The 18,903-nt window shown below is 67.6% G+C and carries 14 protein-coding genes and 1 pseudogene; 10 read left to right on the top strand and 5 right to left on the bottom strand.

Annotation, left to right across the window (positions count from 1 at the left end; genetic code table 11):
• The first annotated feature begins 1 nt into the window (after position 1).
• The 5 genes and pseudogenes from argH (at position 2) to istB (ending at position 6,785) form a co-directional block, all read left to right on the top strand.
• Complete coding sequence (argH, locus tag DMP23_RS20980; protein WP_337822236.1) at positions 2-1,453, top strand: argininosuccinate lyase; 1,452 nt, start codon at positions 2-4, stop codon at positions 1,451-1,453.
• Between the two features lies 1 nt (position 1,454).
• The gene (locus tag DMP23_RS20985; RefSeq protein ID WP_337822237.1) at positions 1,455-2,654 is read left to right on the top strand and encodes an argininosuccinate synthase; all 1,200 of its coding nucleotides are present in this window, start codon (positions 1,455-1,457) and stop codon (positions 2,652-2,654) included.
• Between the two features lie 36 nt (positions 2,655-2,690).
• Complete coding sequence (locus DMP23_RS20990) at positions 2,691-3,899, top strand: MFS transporter (RefSeq protein ID WP_337822238.1); 1,209 nt, start codon at positions 2,691-2,693, stop codon at positions 3,897-3,899.
• Positions 3,900-4,363: 464 nt separating this feature from the next.
• A pseudogene (gene istA / locus DMP23_RS20995) lies at positions 4,364-5,979 on the top strand (IS21 family transposase).
• A complete protein-coding gene (gene istB, locus DMP23_RS21000) occupies positions 5,979-6,785 on the top strand; it encodes an IS21-like element helper ATPase IstB (protein WP_337822239.1) in 807 nt (268 codons plus the stop codon). Before istA ends, istB begins: the two are co-directional and overlap by 1 nt.
• A 94-nt stretch (positions 6,786-6,879) precedes the next feature.
• Here the strand turns inward: istB and DMP23_RS21005 are convergent, their stop codons facing one another.
• Complete coding sequence (locus DMP23_RS21005) at positions 6,880-8,757, bottom strand: hypothetical protein (protein ID WP_337822240.1); 1,878 nt, start codon at positions 8,755-8,757, stop codon at positions 6,880-6,882.
• A gap of 296 nt (positions 8,758-9,053) precedes the next feature.
• Between DMP23_RS21005 and DMP23_RS21010 the strand changes: the two genes are divergently transcribed.
• From DMP23_RS21010 to DMP23_RS21020, 3 genes are read left to right on the top strand one after another with little or no spacing between them, the layout of a single operon-like run.
• Entirely contained in the window at positions 9,054-9,422 is a 369-nt protein-coding gene (locus tag DMP23_RS21010; RefSeq protein WP_337822241.1) for an ArsR/SmtB family transcription factor, read from the top strand.
• Between the two features lies 1 nt (position 9,423).
• A complete protein-coding gene (locus DMP23_RS21015) occupies positions 9,424-10,074 on the top strand; it encodes an SRPBCC domain-containing protein (RefSeq protein ID WP_337822242.1) in 651 nt (216 codons plus the stop codon).
• Positions 10,071-10,400, top strand: coding sequence for a hypothetical protein (locus DMP23_RS21020; protein WP_337822243.1), 330 nt, complete (start codon positions 10,071-10,073; stop codon positions 10,398-10,400). Before DMP23_RS21015 ends, DMP23_RS21020 begins: the two co-directional genes overlap by 4 nt.
• Before the next feature lie 219 nt (positions 10,401-10,619).
• Here DMP23_RS21020 and DMP23_RS21025 read toward each other — a convergent pair whose 3' ends face one another.
• The 4 genes from DMP23_RS21025 to DMP23_RS21040 form a co-directional block, all read right to left on the bottom strand.
• Positions 10,620-11,048 (bottom strand): putative phosphothreonine lyase domain-containing protein, encoded by a 429-nt coding sequence (locus DMP23_RS21025; RefSeq protein WP_337822244.1) that lies wholly within the window; start codon positions 11,046-11,048, stop codon positions 10,620-10,622.
• Positions 11,049-11,116: 68 nt separating this feature from the next.
• A complete protein-coding gene (locus DMP23_RS21030) occupies positions 11,117-12,076 on the bottom strand; it encodes a hypothetical protein (protein ID WP_337822245.1) in 960 nt (319 codons plus the stop codon).
• An 868-nt stretch (positions 12,077-12,944) separates the two neighbouring features.
• Positions 12,945-14,858 (bottom strand): NB-ARC domain-containing protein, encoded by a 1,914-nt coding sequence (locus DMP23_RS21035; RefSeq protein ID WP_337822246.1) that lies wholly within the window; start codon positions 14,856-14,858, stop codon positions 12,945-12,947.
• 30 nt (positions 14,859-14,888) lie between these two features.
• Positions 14,889-15,974 (bottom strand): glycosyltransferase, encoded by a 1,086-nt coding sequence (locus tag DMP23_RS21040; RefSeq protein WP_337822247.1) that lies wholly within the window; start codon positions 15,972-15,974, stop codon positions 14,889-14,891.
• Positions 15,975-15,991: 17 nt separating this feature from the next.
• Here DMP23_RS21040 and DMP23_RS21045 point away from each other — a divergent pair, with 17 nt between their 5' ends.
• On the top strand, positions 15,992-16,480 hold the full coding sequence (locus tag DMP23_RS21045; RefSeq protein WP_337822248.1) for a hypothetical protein: 489 nt from the start codon (positions 15,992-15,994) through the stop codon (positions 16,478-16,480).
• 657 nt (positions 16,481-17,137) lie between these two features.
• Positions 17,138-18,337 (top strand): hypothetical protein, encoded by a 1,200-nt coding sequence (locus DMP23_RS21050; RefSeq protein ID WP_337822249.1) that lies wholly within the window; start codon positions 17,138-17,140, stop codon positions 18,335-18,337.
• The last annotated feature ends 566 nt before the right edge of the window (positions 18,338-18,903 follow it).

Genomic DNA, 18,903 nt, shown 5'->3' on the forward strand with positions numbered 1-18,903 from the left:
AGTGTCAGAAGAAGATGTGCGCGCCCGTTCAGTGAACCCTTTATGGGGAGGAAGGTTCGCCGAGGGTGCCAGCACGCTGCTGGAAGCGATCAACGATTCGGTGCGTTTCGATCACCGACTGGCCACACAAGACATCGACGGGTCGATCGCGCACGCCCGGATGCTTGCCGAGCAGGGCGTACTGAGCGCCGACGACGCGACCGCGATCACGGCCGGGCTCGACCGGATTTCCGAGGAAATCGCGTCCGGGGAATTCGTCTTCGACCCCCGGCTCGAAGACGTCCACATGAACATCGAATCCCGGTTGCACGAGTTGATCGGTCCGGTGGCGGGGAAACTCCATACGGGACGCTCGCGCAACGACCAGGTGGCCCTCGACAACAAAATGTGGGTCCGGGACGCGATCGACCGGCTTGACGTGCTGTTGCGGGAGACGATCGACATCTTCGCTGCGCGGGCGGAACAACACCATGCTGACGTCATGCCCGGATTCACTCATCTGCAGTGCGCGCAACCCGTCACGATCGGACACCATTTGCTCGCCTACTGCGAAATGTTCCTGCGCGACCGAGACCGGCTGCGCAGTGCGCGGCGCCGGCTCAACGAATCACCGCTCGGCGCCGCCGCCCTCGCCGGCACGACCTACCCGATCAACCCGTCGGCCGTCGCGACCGCTCTCGGGTTCGACACCGTCTTCCGCAACTCGCTCGACGCCGTCTCCGATCGCGATTACCTCCTCGATTACCTCGCCGCAGGCGCCACGCTGGCGATCCATCTGTCACGGCTGGCCGAAGAAATCGTGTTGTGGGCGACCCCGCAGTTCGGATTCGCCTCGATCGCCGAGAACCTGTCCGCGGGTTCGTCGATCATGCCGCAGAAACGGAATCCCGACGCCGCGGAACTCGTCCGCGCGAAGTCGGGGCGCGTCGTAGGCAGTCTCGTCACGCTTCTGACCGTCCTCAAAGGACTGCCGCTGGCGTACAGCCGGGACCTGCAGGAGGACAAGGAGGCCCTCTTCGACGCGGCGGACACGCTGGAGCTTTGCCTGCGCACCACCGCCGCGATGGTCGAGGGCATGGAATTCCGTCCGGAGAAGACCCGGCAGGACGCGGCGCTGGGCGGCACCGTGGCCACTGACCTCGCCGACTGGCTCGTGCAGACCAAGAACCTGCCGTTTCGCGAAGCACACCACGTGGTCGGCGCGATCGTAAAGCACCTGGAAGCACAAGGCGAAGAACTCAACGGCACGACTCCAGCCGAACTCGCCTCGGCTGACGAGCGGTTCGCCGGCCTGCCCGCCGCGACGCTGACGGTGGAAAACGCTGTTGCCCGGCGCACGTCGGCCGGCGGCACAGCACCGACGCGCGTGTTCGAAGCCGCGAAAGCGGTGCGGACGCTGAACGAACAGTTCGCGCATCACAACGACATCGGACCGGGTGGAAAGGAACTGTGACATGAAGTTGTCCAAGCGTGTCGTGCTGGCGTATTCCGGCGGAGTCGACACAACCGCCTGCATTCCGTTCCTCCGCCACGAACTGGGCTGTGAGTACGTCGTCGCGATGGCTGCGGACCTCGGACAGGGCGAAGAGCTCGAAGCAGTCCGCGAGAAAGCGCTCGTGGCCGGCGCCGACGCCGCGGTCGTGGTCGACGCCAAGGACCGCTTCGTGCGAGAGTTCGGACTGGCCGCGGTCCAGGCGAACGCACTCTACGACGGGCACTACCCGCTCTCGTCCGCCCTTGGCCGGCCGCTCATCGCGGAACTCCTGGTCGAAGCCGCACACGAGCACAACTGCGGCGCGGTCGCTCACGGGTGCACCGGCAAGGGCAACGACCAGGTCCGGCTCGACCTCGCCGTGCCCCTGCTCGATCCGGCGCTGGAGATCATCGCTCCGGCGCGGATCTGGGACTTCAGCCGTGCCGAGACAATCGCCTACTCGGAGAAGTTCGGTATCCCTTCGCACGTGACGAAGGAGAAGCCGTGGGCGATCGACCTGAACATCCTCGGCCGCAACGTCGAAGCAGGACTCATCGAGGATCTCGAGTGGGAAACCACTGAGGAAGTGTGGAGCCTCGTGGCCGCTCCGGAGTCTGCGCCGGACACTCCCTCCTTCGTCACGATCTCCTTTGACCGCGGCGCGCCGACAGCGCTCGACGGGGTTCCCTTGGAGCCGCTGCCGCTCCTGACCCGCCTGAACGATCTCGCCGGACGCAACGGAATCGGCCGGGTGGACATGATCGAGAACCGGGTCGTCGGAGTAAAGTCGCGCGAACTGTACGAAGTCCCCGGGCTACAGGTGCTCATCCAAGCCCATCGCGAACTGGAGAATCTCGTGCTGCCCGCAGATCTCCTGGCACAGAAGGCGCCGCTGGAGACAGCCTATGCGAAAGCCGTGTACGAAGGACACTGGCACGGCCCGCTGAAGCAAGCCATCGACGCGTTCGTCCGCCGCACCCAGGAACGCGTCACCGGCGAGGTCCGGCTCAAGCTGTACAAAGGGTCCGCGGTCGTGGTCACGCGAAGCGCACCCCGTCAGCTCTACCGGCACGACCTGGTGACCTACGGGTCCGACTGTTCCTTCCGGCAGGAAAGCGCCGAAGGATTCATCGACATTTTCGGGCTGGCGAGCCGTATCTGGAGCCAGGCGCATGGCTGAGGAAGACAGCCGCTCGACCGCGGAGGTGCGTCGGACATGACCGGGAGTACCGCGGCGCCGGCCGGTCCCCGGGCCCGGCTGGCCGCGGCGGCCCCGATCCTGGTGATCGGGGTCTTCGGCATCACGCTCGGCATCAGCTACCCGCTCCTGACGTTGCTGCTCGAGCAGCGCGGGATACCGGGCGGGGTCATCGGGGCCAACGGCGCGATGACCCCGCTCGGCATGGTCCTCGCCGCGCCGGCGGTGCCGCGCCTGCTCAGGGTGACGACGGCATGGGCCGCGATGGTCGCCGCCGCGATCGGGATGACCGCGCTGCTCGGTCTGCTCACCGCCGTCGACAATCTCGCGGTGTGGTTCGTCGTGCGATTCGCCGTCGGGTTCTGCGCCGTGGTGATGTTCGTCCTCAGCGAGACCTGGATCAGTGAAATCGCGTCGGGACCGCACCGCGGGAAACTCCTCACCGCTTACACATCGGTGCTGGCGCTGGGCTTCTCGGTCGGTCCCGCGGTCATGGCCGCGTCCGGAGGGAACCCGACGGCACCGCTGGCAGTCGCGATCGCGAGCCCGGCGCTCGCAGTCGTCCCGCTCTGGGCGGTGCGAGGCCAGGTCCCGCGCATGGTCTCGGACGGCCCTGTACCGGTGCGGAGACTGCTCGCGGCACTGTCCGTACTGCTTGTGCCGGTCCTGGCGGTCTCGGTCTTCGACAGCGTCACCCTGCAGTTCTTGCCCAGCTACGGTCTCGGCGAAGGGCTCTCGCAGCGCGTGGCGGCACTTTCCCTGACCGTCCTGTTGATCGGGCAGGTTCTGTTCCAGTACCCCCTGGGATGGCTCGCGGATCGCCTGACTACTCGCCGCGCGCTCATCTTTTCTCTATCCGCCGGAGCTGTGGGCGCGGCCGCCCTTCCTGCGGCGGTGCATCAGCCGTGGCTGTTCTGGCCGCTGATCGCGGTGTGGGGAGGATTGGCGTTCGCTGGCTACCCTCTCGTTCTCGCGATCGTCGGCGAAGACCTCGACGGATCGAGTCTCCTGCTGGGAAACACCGCCTTCGCAGTCGTCTGGGGGCTCGGCGGAATCATCGGCCCGCCGTACTCCGGCCTCGCCTTCGAATGGTTCGGACCCTCCGGCGTGCCGCTGTCTCTGGCGACGCTCTGGGCGCTGGCTCTGGCCGTACTCGCCAATGCGCGACTGTTCAGCCGCCACAAGAAGAAGGACCAGCATTCGACGAGCCGCCGCTCCGGCTCTTAACCAGCGGGGTTCGCGTGACCGTCGTGATCCTCGCCGAGTATGCACCCGTTCACGAAGCCGTGAGCATGGGCGATGCCCACCACGATCATCCGGACACGGGGCCGCAGGACGGCCGCTCGATCGGTTGAGCATCCTGCTGACGGGTGGTTGCAGGTCCCCCCGCGCTGATCAGGACCGATCCCCGCGGCGGTTCACTGGTTGTGTCGTCGTCGCGCGGCAGCGATAGCGCGGGAGAACGCAGCGGTTGGGTCCGCTGCGGGCGCCGGCGCAGCTACCCAGTCGGCGGTGGTGCGCGTGCAGGGGTACCAGCGATCGTCGCGGCTGGTTTTGTTGGTCTGATGTGACCGCACTTGTTCGTGGGCGGCGACCGCACTGTGCGTGACGGCGGACTTTGTATCCGTGAGTTTTGACCGCAGCTGGGGCTTGCGGTGGGAGGAGGCGTGTGCTTCACGAGGGAGCACGGAATGCCTCCACAGTCGAAGGTAGAGCTGTACGCCGCGATCCGCCGGGACGCCCGGTCGGGGATGTCGGGGCGCGCGTTGGAGCGCAAGCACAACGTCGGGCGGCGGACCGTGGTGAAAGCGCTGTCCTCGGCGTGGCCGGAGGCACGGAAGAAGCCGCCGCGGCGGCCGTCGAAGCTGGACCCGTTCAAGCCGGTGATCGACGAATTCCTCCGCACGGACTTGGACGCGCCGCGCAAACAGCGGCACACGGTGAAGCGGATCTTCGACCGGCTGATCGACGAGCACGGCATGTCCGACGTCTCCTACCAGGTGGTGCGCGCCTACGTCGCGGCTCGGCAACCGGAGATACGCGCCGCCGCCGCCGGGCGGCGGCGTTCATCCCGCAGGCGCACCGGCCGGGGATGGAGGCCGAGGTCGACTTCGGAGAGATCGCGGTCCGGTTGCGCGGCACGACTGTCACGTTGATGCTGTTCGCGCTGCGGTGCTCGTTCTCGGGCAAGTCGGTGCACCGCGCGTTCGCCTCGGACGGCCAGGAGGCGTTCTTCGAGGGCCACGAGCACGCGTTCCGGGTGCTGGGCGGGGTCCCGGCCGGGCGGATCCGCTACGACAACCTCAAGGCCGCGGTCGCCCAGGTCATCGGCTTCTCTCGCCACCGGGTCGAGACCGAGAGGTGGGTCGCGTTCCGGTCCCACTGGGGCGTCGAACCGTTCTACTGCCAGCCCGGGCTGACCGGCGCGCACGAGAAAGGCGGCGTCGAGGGCCAGATCGGCTGGTTCCGCCGCAACCACCTGGTCCCGGTCCCCGAGGTCGGGTCGCTGGCGGAGCTGAACGCGGCCATCGACGCGTTCGACGTCGCCGACGACGCCCGCCGGATCGGGGTCCGCCCGCGGACCGTCGGGAACATGTTCGCGGTCGAGGCCCCGCTGCTGCGGCCGCTGCCGGAGGAGCCGTTCGAGACCGGCCGCTGGTTCACCCCGCGGGTCAACCGCTACGCCCAGATTCCCGTGCGCACCAACCAATACTCGGTCCCGGTCCGGCTGATCGGCCGCCGGGTCCGGGTCCTGCTGCACGCCTCCGAGCTGGTCGTGTTCGACGGCCGGACCGAGGTCGCCCGGCACGAGCGGCTGTTGGCCAAGGGCGGCACCCGCCTGGAACTGGACCACTACCTCGAAGCGCTGTTGCGCAAACCCGGAGCGCTGCCCGGCGCGACCGCGCTCGAGCAGGCCCGCGCCGCCGGGAAGTTCACGCCGGTCCACGATGCGTGGTGGGCTGCGGCTCGCAAGGCCCACGGCGAGGCCGACGGCACCCACGCGCTGATCGAAGTGTTGTTGCTGCACCGGCACCTGGCCCACGAGCACGTCGTGGCCGGACTGGCCGCCGCTCTGCGCGCGGGCGCGCTCACCGCGGACGCGGTCGCGCTGGAAGCCCGCAAATCCGCTGACACCGAGACCGCGCACGAGCCGGAACCCGCTCCGGGGCCGGGCGCGGCGGTTACGTCGCTGACGCTGCGCCGGCTCGCGCAGCTGCCGCTGGACACCCGGCCGCTGCCCTCGGTCTCGGTCTCGGTCTACGACCAGCTTCTGCCCAGCCACCGACGCAGGGAAGGAACCCGCTGATGCCCACCACCCGACGCCGCGGGATGACCGAGCAGGCTGCCACCGCCGCCATCGACCAGGCCTGCCGGGCGCTGCGGCTGCCGACCATCCGCGCCCAGTTCCCCGACATCGCCGAGACCGCCGGCCGCGACCAGATGTCCTACCACGGTTTCCTCGCCGAGTTGCTCATGGCCGAATGCGACGACCGGGCCCGGAGGCGTTCGGAGCGCCGGATCAAGGCCGCCGCGTTCCCGCGGGAGAAATCGTTGCGGGGCTTCGACTTCGACGAGAACTCCAACGTCGACCCGGCCGTCATCCACGCCCTCGCCACCTGCGAATGGGTCAAGAAAGGCTTGCCACTGTGCCTGATCGGCGATTCCGGCACCGGCAAGTCGCACCTGCTGATCGCGCTGGGCACCGAGGCAGCGATGGCAGGTTTCCGGGTGAAGTACACCCTGGCCACCAAGCTGGTGAACGAACTCGTCGAGGCCGCCGACGACCTCATGCTCACCAAGACGATCGCCCGCTACGGCCGGGTCGGCCTGCTCTGCATCGACGAACTCGGCTACATGGAACTCGACCGCCGCGGCGCCGAGCTGCTGTTCCAGGTCTTGACCGAACGCGAGGAGAAAGCGTCCGTCGCGCTCGCCTCGAACGAGTCCTTCGCTGGCTGGACCAAGACCTTCACCGACCCGCGCCTCTGCGCCGCCATCGTCGACCGGCTCACCTTCGGCGGCAACATCATCGAAACCGGAACCGAGTCCTACCGCCTCGCCCACAGCCGCCGGGTCCAGGACGACGCCGCACGCGAACGGAGAAAGAGATGACCGAGTCTCGCCGGTTCGGCCGCTGCGGTCGCCCCAACGAGCATTGATCCATGCTCAATGCACCCAGCCCTAAGTGCAAGCCAAAGGCTGATCGTTATGGGGTGAGCAGGTGGGGTCCGAGGTAGCCGACGCAGATTAGCCCGACCTTGTCGGTGGCGTCGAGGAAGTGCAGCCGCGGGTAGGGCGCTGTTTGGCTGATCCTGATGTGGGCGAGGTGCAGGGCGACGCCGGCTGCGTCGATGTCGGTGGGAACGGGTCGTTCGCGCAGGCTGCGCAGTCGCGGGTTGTTCAGCACAGTCTCGCTTTCTCGCGTGGCGAGTTGCGCTGCGGAGATCTTGGGTTCGTTGATGTCTGCTTGCAGGTAGGCAGGGAAGTTCCGGACCGGGGTGAGCGGGCGTCCGGCGGCGCGAGTTGCTTCCTTCGTCGCGGCGTAGGCGGACAACGCGCGCAGGGCCCGCCATGTGGTGGCGAGCCAGTCGCGCCGCACCGGCAGTTGGGCGGCGAGTTCGGCGAGTTCGGGGCTGCACCAGAGGTGAGGCAGGTCCGCGGCGGCCTTGCACAGCTGGGGCCACGACGAGAAGGCGAGATCCTGATCGTCTTCGGTTGAGGCGCCGGTGGCGACGTCGCGGTCGAGTTCGTTTTGGGGCGACCACTCGTAACGGGCTGGCCGCTGGTCCAGTTCCTGGCGTGCCTGTTGGAGCTGCGTGGTCAGATCCTCGACGGTGCCGCGCGCGTCCGCGAGGTCTTCGTCGCGGCGACGCAACTGCTCTTGCAGCGATTCCAGGTGCTGTGGGCTGCCGATTGCGGCGGCCTCGGCTCGGTATCGCAGCGTGGACCCGACGAGCCGCACCCGCGAGGCGCGCAGGCTCGCGATCGTGTCCTGCTGGACGGTGATCTGCGTTTCCAGGTCGATGGCGCGGGCACGCAGCGTCTCGGCCGTGCGCCGGGCTTCCTGCAGCGCCTGTCGCAGCTCGGCGAGTTCGGCGGCGGTGGACGCGAGATGGTCGTCGAGCTGTTGGTCGGCGTGATGAAAGATCAGTTTCGGCTCGGCCGCGGATTCTGCGGCCCAGACGGTGCGGAAGGTCGCGGGGCCGACGTCGTTCGAGTTTCGCCGTGCCTCGCGCAGGGCCGGTCCGAGTTCCCAGCCGGTGTTGTAGATCTGCGGCGGCTTCGATGCCTTGTCCTTGCTGCGACTGGTCGTACGCCGTTGCGGCGCGGGACGGGTGGCGATATCCGGTTCGTCGCTGCAGAGATAGAGCAGCGCATGCAGGGCGGCGCGCGTCAGTGTGCTCACCCAGTGCATCGCCCCGGACATCAGCACCATGGCCGGTTCAGCGCCGAAGGCCTTGAGCGTGTTCTCGGTGGCGTCCTCGATCGTGAACCGCTCGCGCCCGATCGGCACGGTCAAGCGGGTCAGGTCCATGTCCTTTTCGTTGCCGCGTTCGTCCACCAGGCTGGTGGCGGCCATGATGCCCAAAGCATCACGTCCGGGATCGTCGGTCGAACAGAACTGGCCCTGCGTTTCCGCGCGGCGACCGTAGACGAAGAACCCGAGAAGCTCGCCGCGGTGGCCGTCCGGCGTGGTGACAGGCAAAGCTTGGGGGAAGAGCACCAGCGGGTTCGGGCGGGGCAAGCGGTCGAAGATCGGTCCCGGAAGCTCGCCGGACGTACTGTCCTCCAGCTCGTCGACCAGAAAAGGGTGAATCGGGAGCACGGTCCGCTTGGACATCGACCAGATGCGGTTGACCGCCAACGCCATGATGCTGTTGTAGATGGCTTGCCGCCATTGCTCAGGCACGCTCGGAGGCACCGTCAGTCCCGGTGCACCCTCGGCCACGTCCCGCACCAGGGGCCAGCAGCCCACATCGCGGACTGCCTTCTCCTGGCCAGCCATCCACCACGCCAACTGCTCGACCACCGCCGAAGCCCGCTGGTTCAGACCGAGCTCAACACTTGCCACCCGCGCACCCACTCCGATTCCCCGCTACTGGCCTCCGCCGACCGGCGCGGCCGCCCGCCGCCACCCGGCACGCAGGACACGGTGAAGATAGCGACCTGACAGCGTCCCCGATCGAGTGACCGGCGGCCTCGGCGCAGTTCTCATCCCTGCTGCTGCGGTCACTTCTCACGAACATTTAGCGAGCCCAACGCCGCCAGCCGCGGTCCAAATTCGGGAACATCCGCGGTCAGTTGACGCTGTCACAACCAGCGGATGGCGCCAAGTACCGGCTCTAGCTTATATAAGCCACGTCCGGTATGATTCGGGTAGTGCACGCGTTCGACATTCTCGGCGACCCGGTGCGCCGCCGCATTCTCGAACTGCTCGCCGACGGTGAGCAGACCTCGGGCGCGATCACAGACGTGATTCGAGCCGAGTTCGCACTGTCCCAGCCAGCTGTCTCGCAACATCTGCGCGTTCTGCGCGAGAACGGGTTCGCTTCGGTCCGGGCCGAGGGAGCCCGCCGGTTCTACGCCGTCGACCCCTCGCCGCTGAGCGAGGTTGACGAGTGGCTCGACCGGTTTCGCGGGTTCTGGAATCAGCGGCTCGATGCCTTGAGCACTGAGCTGGCCCGCGGCAAGCGAGCATCCCGGACCTCAGGTGGCGGCAAGGCCGGTCCGCCAGCGAAAGGAAGATGACATGAAGGACATACTGGACGAACTGGCCGCTGCGCGCCGGACGATGGGCACAGCGACCCTGCCGGCCGGCGACGCGTACACCATTGAGCTGCGGCGTAACTACGACGCGGCGGTCGACGAGGCGTGGAACGCCATCACCGACCCCGAGCGGTTGGGCCGCTGGCTGAAGCCGGTGACCGGTGACCTGCGTCTGGGCGGATCGTTCGAGCTGGACGTCGGTGAGCACGGGGAGATCCTCGCCTGCGACCCGCCGCAGCGACTGCGGGTGTCCTGGCTCTTCGAGCCAGGGGCCGATGAGTGGCCGGGTACGAGCGAGGTCGAGGTGAGGCTGTCTCCGGGCACTGCCGGGGGCACCGAGTTCGAGCTGGTCCATGCCGCGGCCGTCGGGGAGCCCATGTTCCCGACCTACGGCCCTGGTGCCGGCGGTGTGGGCTGGGATCTGCATCTCCTCTCCTTGTCGCGCTTCCTGGCCGACGGCGAGACCCTCGATCACGACGAGTTCCGGACCCTTGCCCGGGGGCGCGAGTTCGCTCGGCGCAGCGCGGCGGCATGGGGCGAAGCTCACCTGGCCGCCGGCGGCGACCCGGATCACGTGGCGGCCGCGGTAGCAGCCACCACCGCGTTCTACGCCCCCGAAGGAAGCGAGCGATGAAGTACGCCAACTCCATCGAGATCGCCTCGGCGTGGCCCAAGCCACCGAAGCCGCCACCGAACCGAGGATCACGGCTCGATCCCTATCGGCCCGTGATCGATCGCTGGCTACACGACGATCTCGACGCGCCGAGAAAGCAACCGCCCAGTGCGAAACGAATCTTCGACCGGCTCTGCTCGGCGTGTACGCCGCTCTCATTCTTCGGCGTGATCGGCGTCGGCTCGCGGTCGGTCACGCGGAACTCGGTCACGCAAGCTCCCCTGATGCTGATCAACAACCGATTCTGGCACATCGCCTTCCTCGAAGTCAGCACACGGGAGATGTAGCGCCTAAAGGGACCAACTCCGCATGCGCAGTCGCCGGATGCCAGCCCCTTGCTCAAGGGCGCTTCCATCGCCAGATGCGTTTGAACGCCTCCAGCGGTTCGCCAGGACGCTGGCTAACCCACGTCGTCGTAATATCTCCAATGGATGGGAGTACGACCGCTACCGCACCTCACGAACGCAGCCGCGAGAGATGCCCGTGTCGCTCGGCAACCAGCCTGCTCATGTCCGATCGTCGAAGTCGTCGCTGTCCGGCTGGCTGACGTAGACCGACGAACCGGGCCCGTACTGTCCGCCCGTCGTGGCGTCATCCGTCTTGTACGACAACCGCCAAGAAACTCCCAAACCTCGCAGCACACGCAAGACACGTCGGACGTCGCCTCGGTCGCGCCAGTCGGCCGTGTACACGCAGATCAGCCGCGCGCGGGGATTGGTCACGTTCGGATTGGGCTTCGCCGTGGCAACCTTCGCCGACGGGCCCAGGACGCCTGTCTCGACGGCCTGGCTGATCAGTGCCCACCAATGATCGACGTCGGCGGTATACACGAACACCATCCACTTGCCCGGTGCCCGAACCGGACCCCGTTCTGGGGCTTCAACGGCAAGCCAGAAGTCGCCTTCGTAGGTGGACGGCCGTGGTACTGCAGCCATATCACTCCCCCCGTGTGTCGCTGAATGCACTTGTCATTGGCATGCCGAGCGCCGCACCACGTCGTTCGCTATCTCCGTATGAGCGCGACCAGCGATACCAGCAGCGCGACGATCGGGAGGACGTGATCCTTGGCCACTTCCCAGGGGGTATGGCCGCGCAAGGGATCCAGGTAGCGCGCATCGCGGTCGGCGACATCGGCGTCGCGCGAGTCGAGGCGGTGGCTGTACTGCCGGCGCAATCGCTGCAGCAGGTCCGGGCGACGAGCAATGATGAGGTACACGGCTTCGGCAGCGAACTCGGCCAATGCCTGCCGGTACGCCTCGCTGCCCGGCAGATCGATGTCGCTGGGCAGAGCGATGTCCAATAAGGGCAAGGCCACGCCTGTGGCCCGGTCGGAGACGGCTGGCGGCACGGTCCAGGTGAAGCTTCCGCCTCGCGTGATCAGGAACGCCGACTTCGCCATCACCCCCAGCCGGGTAAGGAGCCAGCCGCCCGGCTGGGGGTTTCTGATGCGATGTTCGTCGAACCTCACCTGGCGCAGCAGTTGCCCGCACGCGCGGGCCGCGCGCTGCGTTGCGGTGGAGCGGTCCCACCAGATTATCCGGAAGAAGACGGCGGGGACGAGGACGAAGGCCACAGCGAGCCCGGAGAACCCGACGACGACTTGGAGGAGCGGAGATGGAGTGTTGGTCAGGATCATTCCGTCCACAGCCAGGAACCCCAGGGCCAGGAGCAAGTACGCCGCGAAATAGAAGATTTCCATCGAGGCGAACAGCCATCGGTGCCACGCGTATCGACGGCCTGCATCGGCGAGGTACTGCCGCATTTCGGCCGGCACGTCCAGCCGGTCGATGAGCGCCGCGGCGAATTCGGGGTCGAAGCGCGGGTACGGCGGCCATCGGCGGTTCACCCGCACGCCCGCCACCGGGCTGGTGGACCGTCTGTTTTTCCCTCCGTCTTCCCGCCCCTCGATTCGTTCGTTCTCAGCGGAGGACGCACCGGAAACCCGGTTCACCGCCCTGGTCACACGATTCCCAGGGCCAGCGGTCGCACGACACACCGATCTGCGACGTGTTCCCCCAATGGATACCGGAAGGCCCATCCGGTAGCGATGCCATCCCTGCGGCAGCCGCCGCGCCGTGCGAGAGGCAGCGACATGCGAGCGACCAAGAACTGCTGAGCATCATCGTCGATGCCGGAATCCGAGCCGGGTGGCATCCCGGACGTCGTGGTGATCATTCTGAGCCTCCCCCAGCTCAAGCAACCCTCGGAACCGAGTCTTCCACAACGCGCTGGCGGAGGAAACCAACGCCGGTCGACGCCCCGCCATCTACGCAGGCAGCTGTATCAGCCGCAAAGTCGGGCAACACGACCCGTTGTCTTTCGTGGTTCCTGCTCAAGGAAATGCAGTCACCAGGTTCCACATGACTTTTCTCCCTACCGCAGGTATGCACGGGGGCACCGGGTCTGGTGGCATCGACCGACCGTCGAAATAAAGACACGGCCGCCACCGGAAGGTAAGTCTCGATGCCCCTAATGGTCGTCAACCAGTTTGATGTGCTGGTACTGGTCGCGGATCGGGCGCGGTGATGACTTGGTAAAGTTCGCGAGCGATGAAGCGTTTGCGGCACTGGAATTCACCGTCGGCCCCGGCAGCCCCGTCTGCTTCTGCCTTAGATCAGGATCGGCCTGCCGTACTCGCGCCGTTCCCAGCAATCGAGGGTGAGTTGGCAGATCTCGTCCAGGCACCGATCAGCCAGTTCGAACGCGTCGCGGATCTCCCGGTCGCGCCTGTCGCCGGCTATCTGTGCGCGGTCGCGGTGATGGCACACGACCTCGGTAGGAGTTCAAGGGATTCCTGACCGGGCCGTTGTCAGGATCGCGGACAGAAACGGTCAGTTCCGCCGCGGTCGGTGAAGCCGCGCCGCGAGATCCTGGACCTGCTGCCGGTATCGCTCCGCCTCGTCTTCTCGCCCGGCTGACGCTGCGACGTCGGCCAGCCACTGGCAGGTTTCCTGTGCCTGTGCGACCATCCCGAACTCGAGAAACACCGACAGGGCTTCGGAGAGCCTAGTGCGGGCGTCGTCCGGGTTCGCGACGACCGTGCCAAGCCAGGCCCCGGAACGCGCCTGGTTCACACTCTCGCTGGCTCGGCCGGCGAAGAATTCGTACGCACGGCGCAGCAACGGTTCCGCCTCGCGCGCCCGGTGCTGTTTCGCCAGCACCCGGCCGATGTGCATGTCCAGCAGCGCCGACGCCCGTTCCTGCTGCGTCTGATCGATGTCGCCGATCGCGGCACGGGACCGTTCGAACTGCAGCAAAGCACCGGCGTAGTCGCCGCGGGCCTCCAGTGCGTTGCCGTACCAGTCGTAGAGACTCTGCATGCCGGGCCGGTAGTTCAGCGCTGCCGCTTCGCGGATGCATTCGTCGACCAGCGCGTCCTGACGCAGGCCGAGGCAACTCGCCGCCTTGTCCCGCAGCAACTGCCACCGCAGCAACGGATCCTCGGCCACGGCCAGCACGGCGTCGTAGGCGTCGATGATCTCGTCGTGCCGAGCGGTTTGGAACGCGAAGAACCAGAGCCCGAGCGGAAACAGGCGGGAAATCTCGATGCGAGGAAGCTTCCGTGCTTCGTCGGCGGTGGCGAGCAGATTCCGCCATTCCCGGTCGAACTCGCCGAACGCGTCGCGCGCCGCGTCCGGACCGGTGAACGCCCGGTCGATACTGGAGTACCAGGCACCCGCAGGCACAGGCGCTGGCCGGTCGGAGATCGACTTGTCCAGCGCGACCAGATACCGCCACCGATGTTCGACGACGCGGCGGATCACCGCTTCGCGCTCGTCGCCGGTGAGCAGAGCCAGCGCCCGGTCGACGGCGAAGCGGCGGATCATGTCGTGGAAACGGAACCGGTTGTCGTCTGGCGGCAGCAGCAGATTGGCATCGCGCAGGGTGCGAAGCACTGCGCGCGCAGCGGCCTGGTCCACACCCAACGCCGCGGCCGCGGCCGCCGGGTCGAAGTGGGACCCGGGGATCAACGCCAGCGTGGCGCAGTCGCGGGCGCTCTCGACGTCGAGGGTCTCGAACATGCTCTCTACCGCACGCGCTCCCGCGACGTCCTTTTCCGGCGGATCGACGAGCAGCAGTTCCAGATCTGCCGGGGTGACATCCGGATGGCGCAGTCGGCCTGCGACCAGGGACAATGCCAGCGGCAACCCGCCGGACCACCGATGCAGTCTGCGCACCAAGTCCTCGTCCACCGCCGGCCTGTCGCGAATGATCTCGCGCACCAGCAATCCGGCGCTGTGCTCGTCGAACATGCCCAGCTCAAGGGTCTCGAACAGGGAGGAATCCAGCGAAGGCATCCGGTTCCGGCTGGTCAGAATGACCGTGTCGGCGGGTACGTGCTCCAGCAGCGGGCCAATCTGCGGCGCGTCGCGGACGTCGTCCAGCACGACGAGCACACGCCGGTCGTCGAGCAGCTCCCCCAGCACCAGGAAACGTTCCATCTCGTCGGCCGGAATTTCCTGCTCGGGCAGCCCGAGCCTGCGCAGGAAGAACTCCGCGATACGTCCGGCGGTGACGGCACGCCCCGGCATCGAGGCGTACACCGGGTAGTGCAGGCAGACGTCGTAATCGTGCTTGACGCGGTGGGCAAGCTCGACGCCCAAGGTCGTCTTGCCGACCCCTTGCGGTCCGACGATCGCGAGCAGCAATCCCTCCGTACTGAGCGCCTGCCGTTCCAGGCGTTCGAGTGTCTCGGTCCGGTTCACGCACGTCAGCCGTTTCGGCAGAACCCGAGTGCTGGTCACCGTCAGTACCCCCTGGACCGCTTACCGTCGTCAGTGTGACCATATCGGTTCGCGGTCGCGCGACGTGACGGATTCGACATTTCCGCCTGCGGCGATTCTGCCCAGCACGTCCGCCGCGAGCGCCGCGCCTGGTGCCGCGAGCAGGCGCTCGCGCATCGCCAGGCGCGCGGCGCGCATCCGCTCGTCCGCAGCGACCCGCTCGGCACGCCGCAAGAGGTCCGTCCCGGCACGGGCGGCCAGACCGAGCCGGACGAGCCGGCGCGCGGTGCGGGCCTGTTCCCTGCTGCACGGCGCCACAATCATCGGCACCGCAGCGAGCAGCGCCTCCTGCACTGAATTCATCCCGCCGTGCCCGAACAGCACAGTCGTGTGCCGAAGCAGCCTGCGCTGCGGCAGCCAGGGCCGTGCCAGAAAATTCGGAGGCAACGGTCCCAGCACGCGCATCGGAGTCTGGCCCGTCGCCATCAGCACCGACCACTCGGTACCGGCAAACTCCTCGATCACGCGCCGGAAGAACGCCTCACTGCGAGCGAACACCGTGCCTGGCGCGACCAGCAGCGTCGGGCGACGCTCTCCCGCCCATCCCAACGGGTCAAGGGCGGCCTCCGGCTCAGCCGGTCGCACGAGCGGCGCGACGAAAAGCGCCTCACGAGACCTAGCCAGAGGCGGCTGCAACTCGCGAGGCGCATTCACCAGCATCAGCCCGCGCCGTCGCACCACCCCGGCATGTGTAGTGCACATCGAAACCAGCGGCACGCCGGCCCGACGCACGAGCGGCCCCGCCCAGGGCATCCGGACATCGGCCAGCACCACGTCCGGGCGGTACGCGGCCAGATGTCGGCGCACCACCCGAGCCGCTACCGCCCAGCCATGCCACCGAGCCGCCAGCAAACCGGCCCGCTCCGCCATCTCCGCCGCTCCCCGGCCAGCGGGCACCCGCACGTCATGTCCGGGCACCGGCACCACCCGCGCACCCACCGCGGCGACCTGTCCGGCGAATTCGCCGCTGACAGCGAAACCGACCTCTTCGCCCCGGCGCACGAGCTCGGCCGCCACCGCCAGCATCGGGTTGACATGTCCGTGCGCCAGGTAAGGCAGGAACAGGTAATCGGCCACACTATCTTCTACAGGACATGACCACCTCCAACCCGTGGTGGGGCTCCGGCATGTTCACCGTCGCCGGCGTGCTCATCACCACGCTCGGCGCGTCCGCGCTCGCGATCCTCAACCGCCGTACCGAACGCCGCCGCCTCTCCCGGGAGCAAAAGATCGAGACATATCCCGAACTGCTGTACGCCGCCCATCGCCTGGCCCGAACGCCGGTCTGGCCCGTTTCGGCAGGCGACCCGGAGGAACTGCGCGACGAGATCGACCGCGCAGCTCAGCGGGTCCGCCTGTTCGCCCCCGAATTCGTTGGCGACGCGGCCACCGGACTGCTCGCAGCCGCGGACTCCCTCGCCCAGACCGTGCGCGCCATCCGCACTGACCGCAAGCCCGCGCATGCGGATCTGCTCGACCAGCGCGATGCCGCCAGGCATCGCGAGGCCGTCGAGAGACTGCGGACCGCGGCCGAAGCCTTCCTCTCGACCACCCGGGTCGACCTCGAAGTCGACCGGCACTGAACGAGCATCGGTTACGGTCTCTCCGGCAACGATCGATCAAGCACGGACGGCAGCGATGAACGACAAACCCGTGGAGGCACCCGTTGGGTTGCGCGCCGACCAATGGAACACCATCTCCCCGCAGCGACGGATACTCCTCATCGCGCACAACGTCACCACCGTAACCCGGCTGCTCGACGTTCTGCCGGCTTTCGACAGCGACCTCCGGGTACAGCTCGTCGCCTCGTGGAGCGGGTCCGACCCGTTCCAGCACGGACTGGCCGAACTCTTCGACGACCAGGGCATCATCGCCATCGGGTGGAACCAGGCCCGGCACACCCGGTTCGACCTCGCCATCTCCGCCAGCCACCACGGCGGGATAACCGACATCACGGCGCCACTGGTGGTCCTTTCCCACGGAATAGGCTATACTAAATACTCACCCGGAAACCGGAAACCGGAAACCGGAAACCGGAAACCGGAAACCGGAAACCGGAAACCGGAAACCGGAAACCGGAAACCGGAAACCGGAAACCGGAAACCGGAAACCGGAAACCGGAAACCGGAAACCGGAAACCGGAAACCGGAAACCGGGACACTTTCGGTCTTTCGCCGCAATGGGTCCTCTACGACGGCCGGCCGATCGCGGCCGCACTGGCCTTCTCCCACGACGAGCAGGTGGCGAGGCTCCGTGCTGCCGCCCCGGCGGCCGAATCGGTCGCCGAGGTCGTCGGAGACCCGTGCTACGACAGGATTCTGGCCAGCGTGCACGACCGCGCGCACTACCGGGACGCTTTCCGGACCGGGAACAGAACGCTCGTCTACGTGTCCAGCACGTGGTTCCGCAACGCATTGCTGGGATCCTGGCCGGATCTGCTCCGCCGCTTGATGGCCGAACTACCGGTCGACAGTTACCAGGTGGCGCTCGCGTTGCACCCCAACATCTGGCATGGACACGGCCCGTGGCAGGTGCGAAGCTGGCTGGCCGATTGCGTGCGAGCCGGCATGATTATCCTTCCCGAGATCGACGGCTGGCGGACCGGGCTCATAGCCGCCGACATCGTGATCGGCGACCACGGCTCGGTCACCGGATACGGAGCCGCACTCGGACGCCCCACCCTGCTCGCCACCTTCGCCGACGAGGACATCGACCCGCGCTCCCCGCTCGCCGACCTCGCCGAGTCCGCGACCCGCCTGGACCGCGCGCGACGTCTCCGACCACAGATCGAGACCGCGCTGCGCGAGCACGACCCCCGACGGCTCGAACGTCTCCGGGCATCGATCACCTCAGTCCCAGGACAGGCGCTGGACCGGCTCCGCACCGTGTTCTACCGCCTCCTCGACCTGGACCCGCCACCCGGCGAGCCGCCGTTGGCCCCGTTGCCGGCGTGGGCCCCCGCCAAAGCCGCCCCTCTGGCGCTGCAGGTCTCCAGCACCGTGGACCGGCGGACCCGCAGCATCCGACTCACCCGGCGTCCCGCGGTCGACCTGTGGGACCCGGAGCCGGCCACCGAAGGCACCCCTCACCTGCTCTGTCCCGTTGACCATCCACAAAGGACATTGCCAACGGAGGCCGCAGTCGTCACCACCGAATCGAGCGACGACGCCCACCCGGCCAACGGCTGGACACGCGCCACGCTCCGCCGGCACCCGGGCGCGGTCATTGCCGCAATCCTCAGCAGGCACGCGGCGATCGCCGAATTCCGGGACGGAAGCGTCTGGCACGCCTCCGCACCCGGTGCCCCAGCCGACGCCCTGCCGTCCGTGCTCTGCGCCTGGCACCTCGCCGGGCTGCCGTTGACAGAACTCGAAGACGCCTGCACTGTGCAACTGGGCGAGACCACCTACGACGTCGCCGTCCGACTCAGCACACCGTGATTCCTGGCCGCGCGATCGCCTAGCACGAGTCATCGATGGACGAGGATCCTTGGAGCCTCGCTGGTCCGCCCCGCCGATGGCTTCGACCCGGTTTTTCGCCAGTTCAGGCCTCCCTGCCGCGCAAGGCCCGCTTGAGGATCCCCGGCGGTGCCGTCACCGTTCAGGTCGATGGCAGCCCGCCCCGGCGAGCCGAGGTGTCCTCGCCGAGTTCACGCGCGCTGACGTTCTCCCTCCGCGCTCAGGATCATGACCGGGTCAGCGTCAGCGGGAAGACTGCACCGAAGGTACAACGGGCGCGGGCGGAGTTATCGTCAGCCAACTCGCAGAATTGCCGCGGGCCGAGAACGGACAACGCGTAGGCCAGATTGATCGTCACGCTGCGGGTCAGGCGATCGTCCGCTCCCAACACCCTGCAGCAGCAGCGCAAGGTCTCTTGCCGAGTGTGCTGCTCCCGCCGAACCAATCGGTTCGTTGCTTGTCCGATGGCCGTGGGGCGGCAAGCCGACGCACCGCGGCGGGGACCGGTCCCCGCCCGAGGCCACTAGCCTCCGCGTCAGGGGGACGGA

Source organism: Amycolatopsis sp. A1MSW2902 (assembly GCF_017312175.1).
Lineage (GTDB): Bacteria > Actinomycetota > Actinomycetes > Mycobacteriales > Pseudonocardiaceae > Amycolatopsis > Amycolatopsis nivea.

Coding starts and splice junctions, on each gene's coding strand:
- DMP23_RS20985 (WP_337822237.1), top strand. CDS start 1,455: ATGAAGTTGTCCAAGCGTGTCGTGCTGGCGTATTCCGGCGGAGTCGAC.
- DMP23_RS20990 (WP_337822238.1), top strand. CDS start 2,691: ATGACCGGGAGTACCGCGGCGCCGGCCGGTCCCCGGGCCCGGCTGGCC.
- istB (WP_337822239.1), top strand. CDS start 5,979: ATGCCCACCACCCGACGCCGCGGGATGACCGAGCAGGCTGCCACCGCC.
- DMP23_RS21015 (WP_337822242.1), top strand. CDS start 9,424: ATGAAGGACATACTGGACGAACTGGCCGCTGCGCGCCGGACGATGGGC.
- DMP23_RS21020 (WP_337822243.1), top strand. CDS start 10,071: ATGAAGTACGCCAACTCCATCGAGATCGCCTCGGCGTGGCCCAAGCCA.
- DMP23_RS21025 (WP_337822244.1), bottom strand. CDS start 11,048: ATGGCTGCAGTACCACGGCCGTCCACCTACGAAGGCGACTTCTGGCTT.
- DMP23_RS21045 (WP_337822248.1), top strand. CDS start 15,992: ATGACCACCTCCAACCCGTGGTGGGGCTCCGGCATGTTCACCGTCGCC.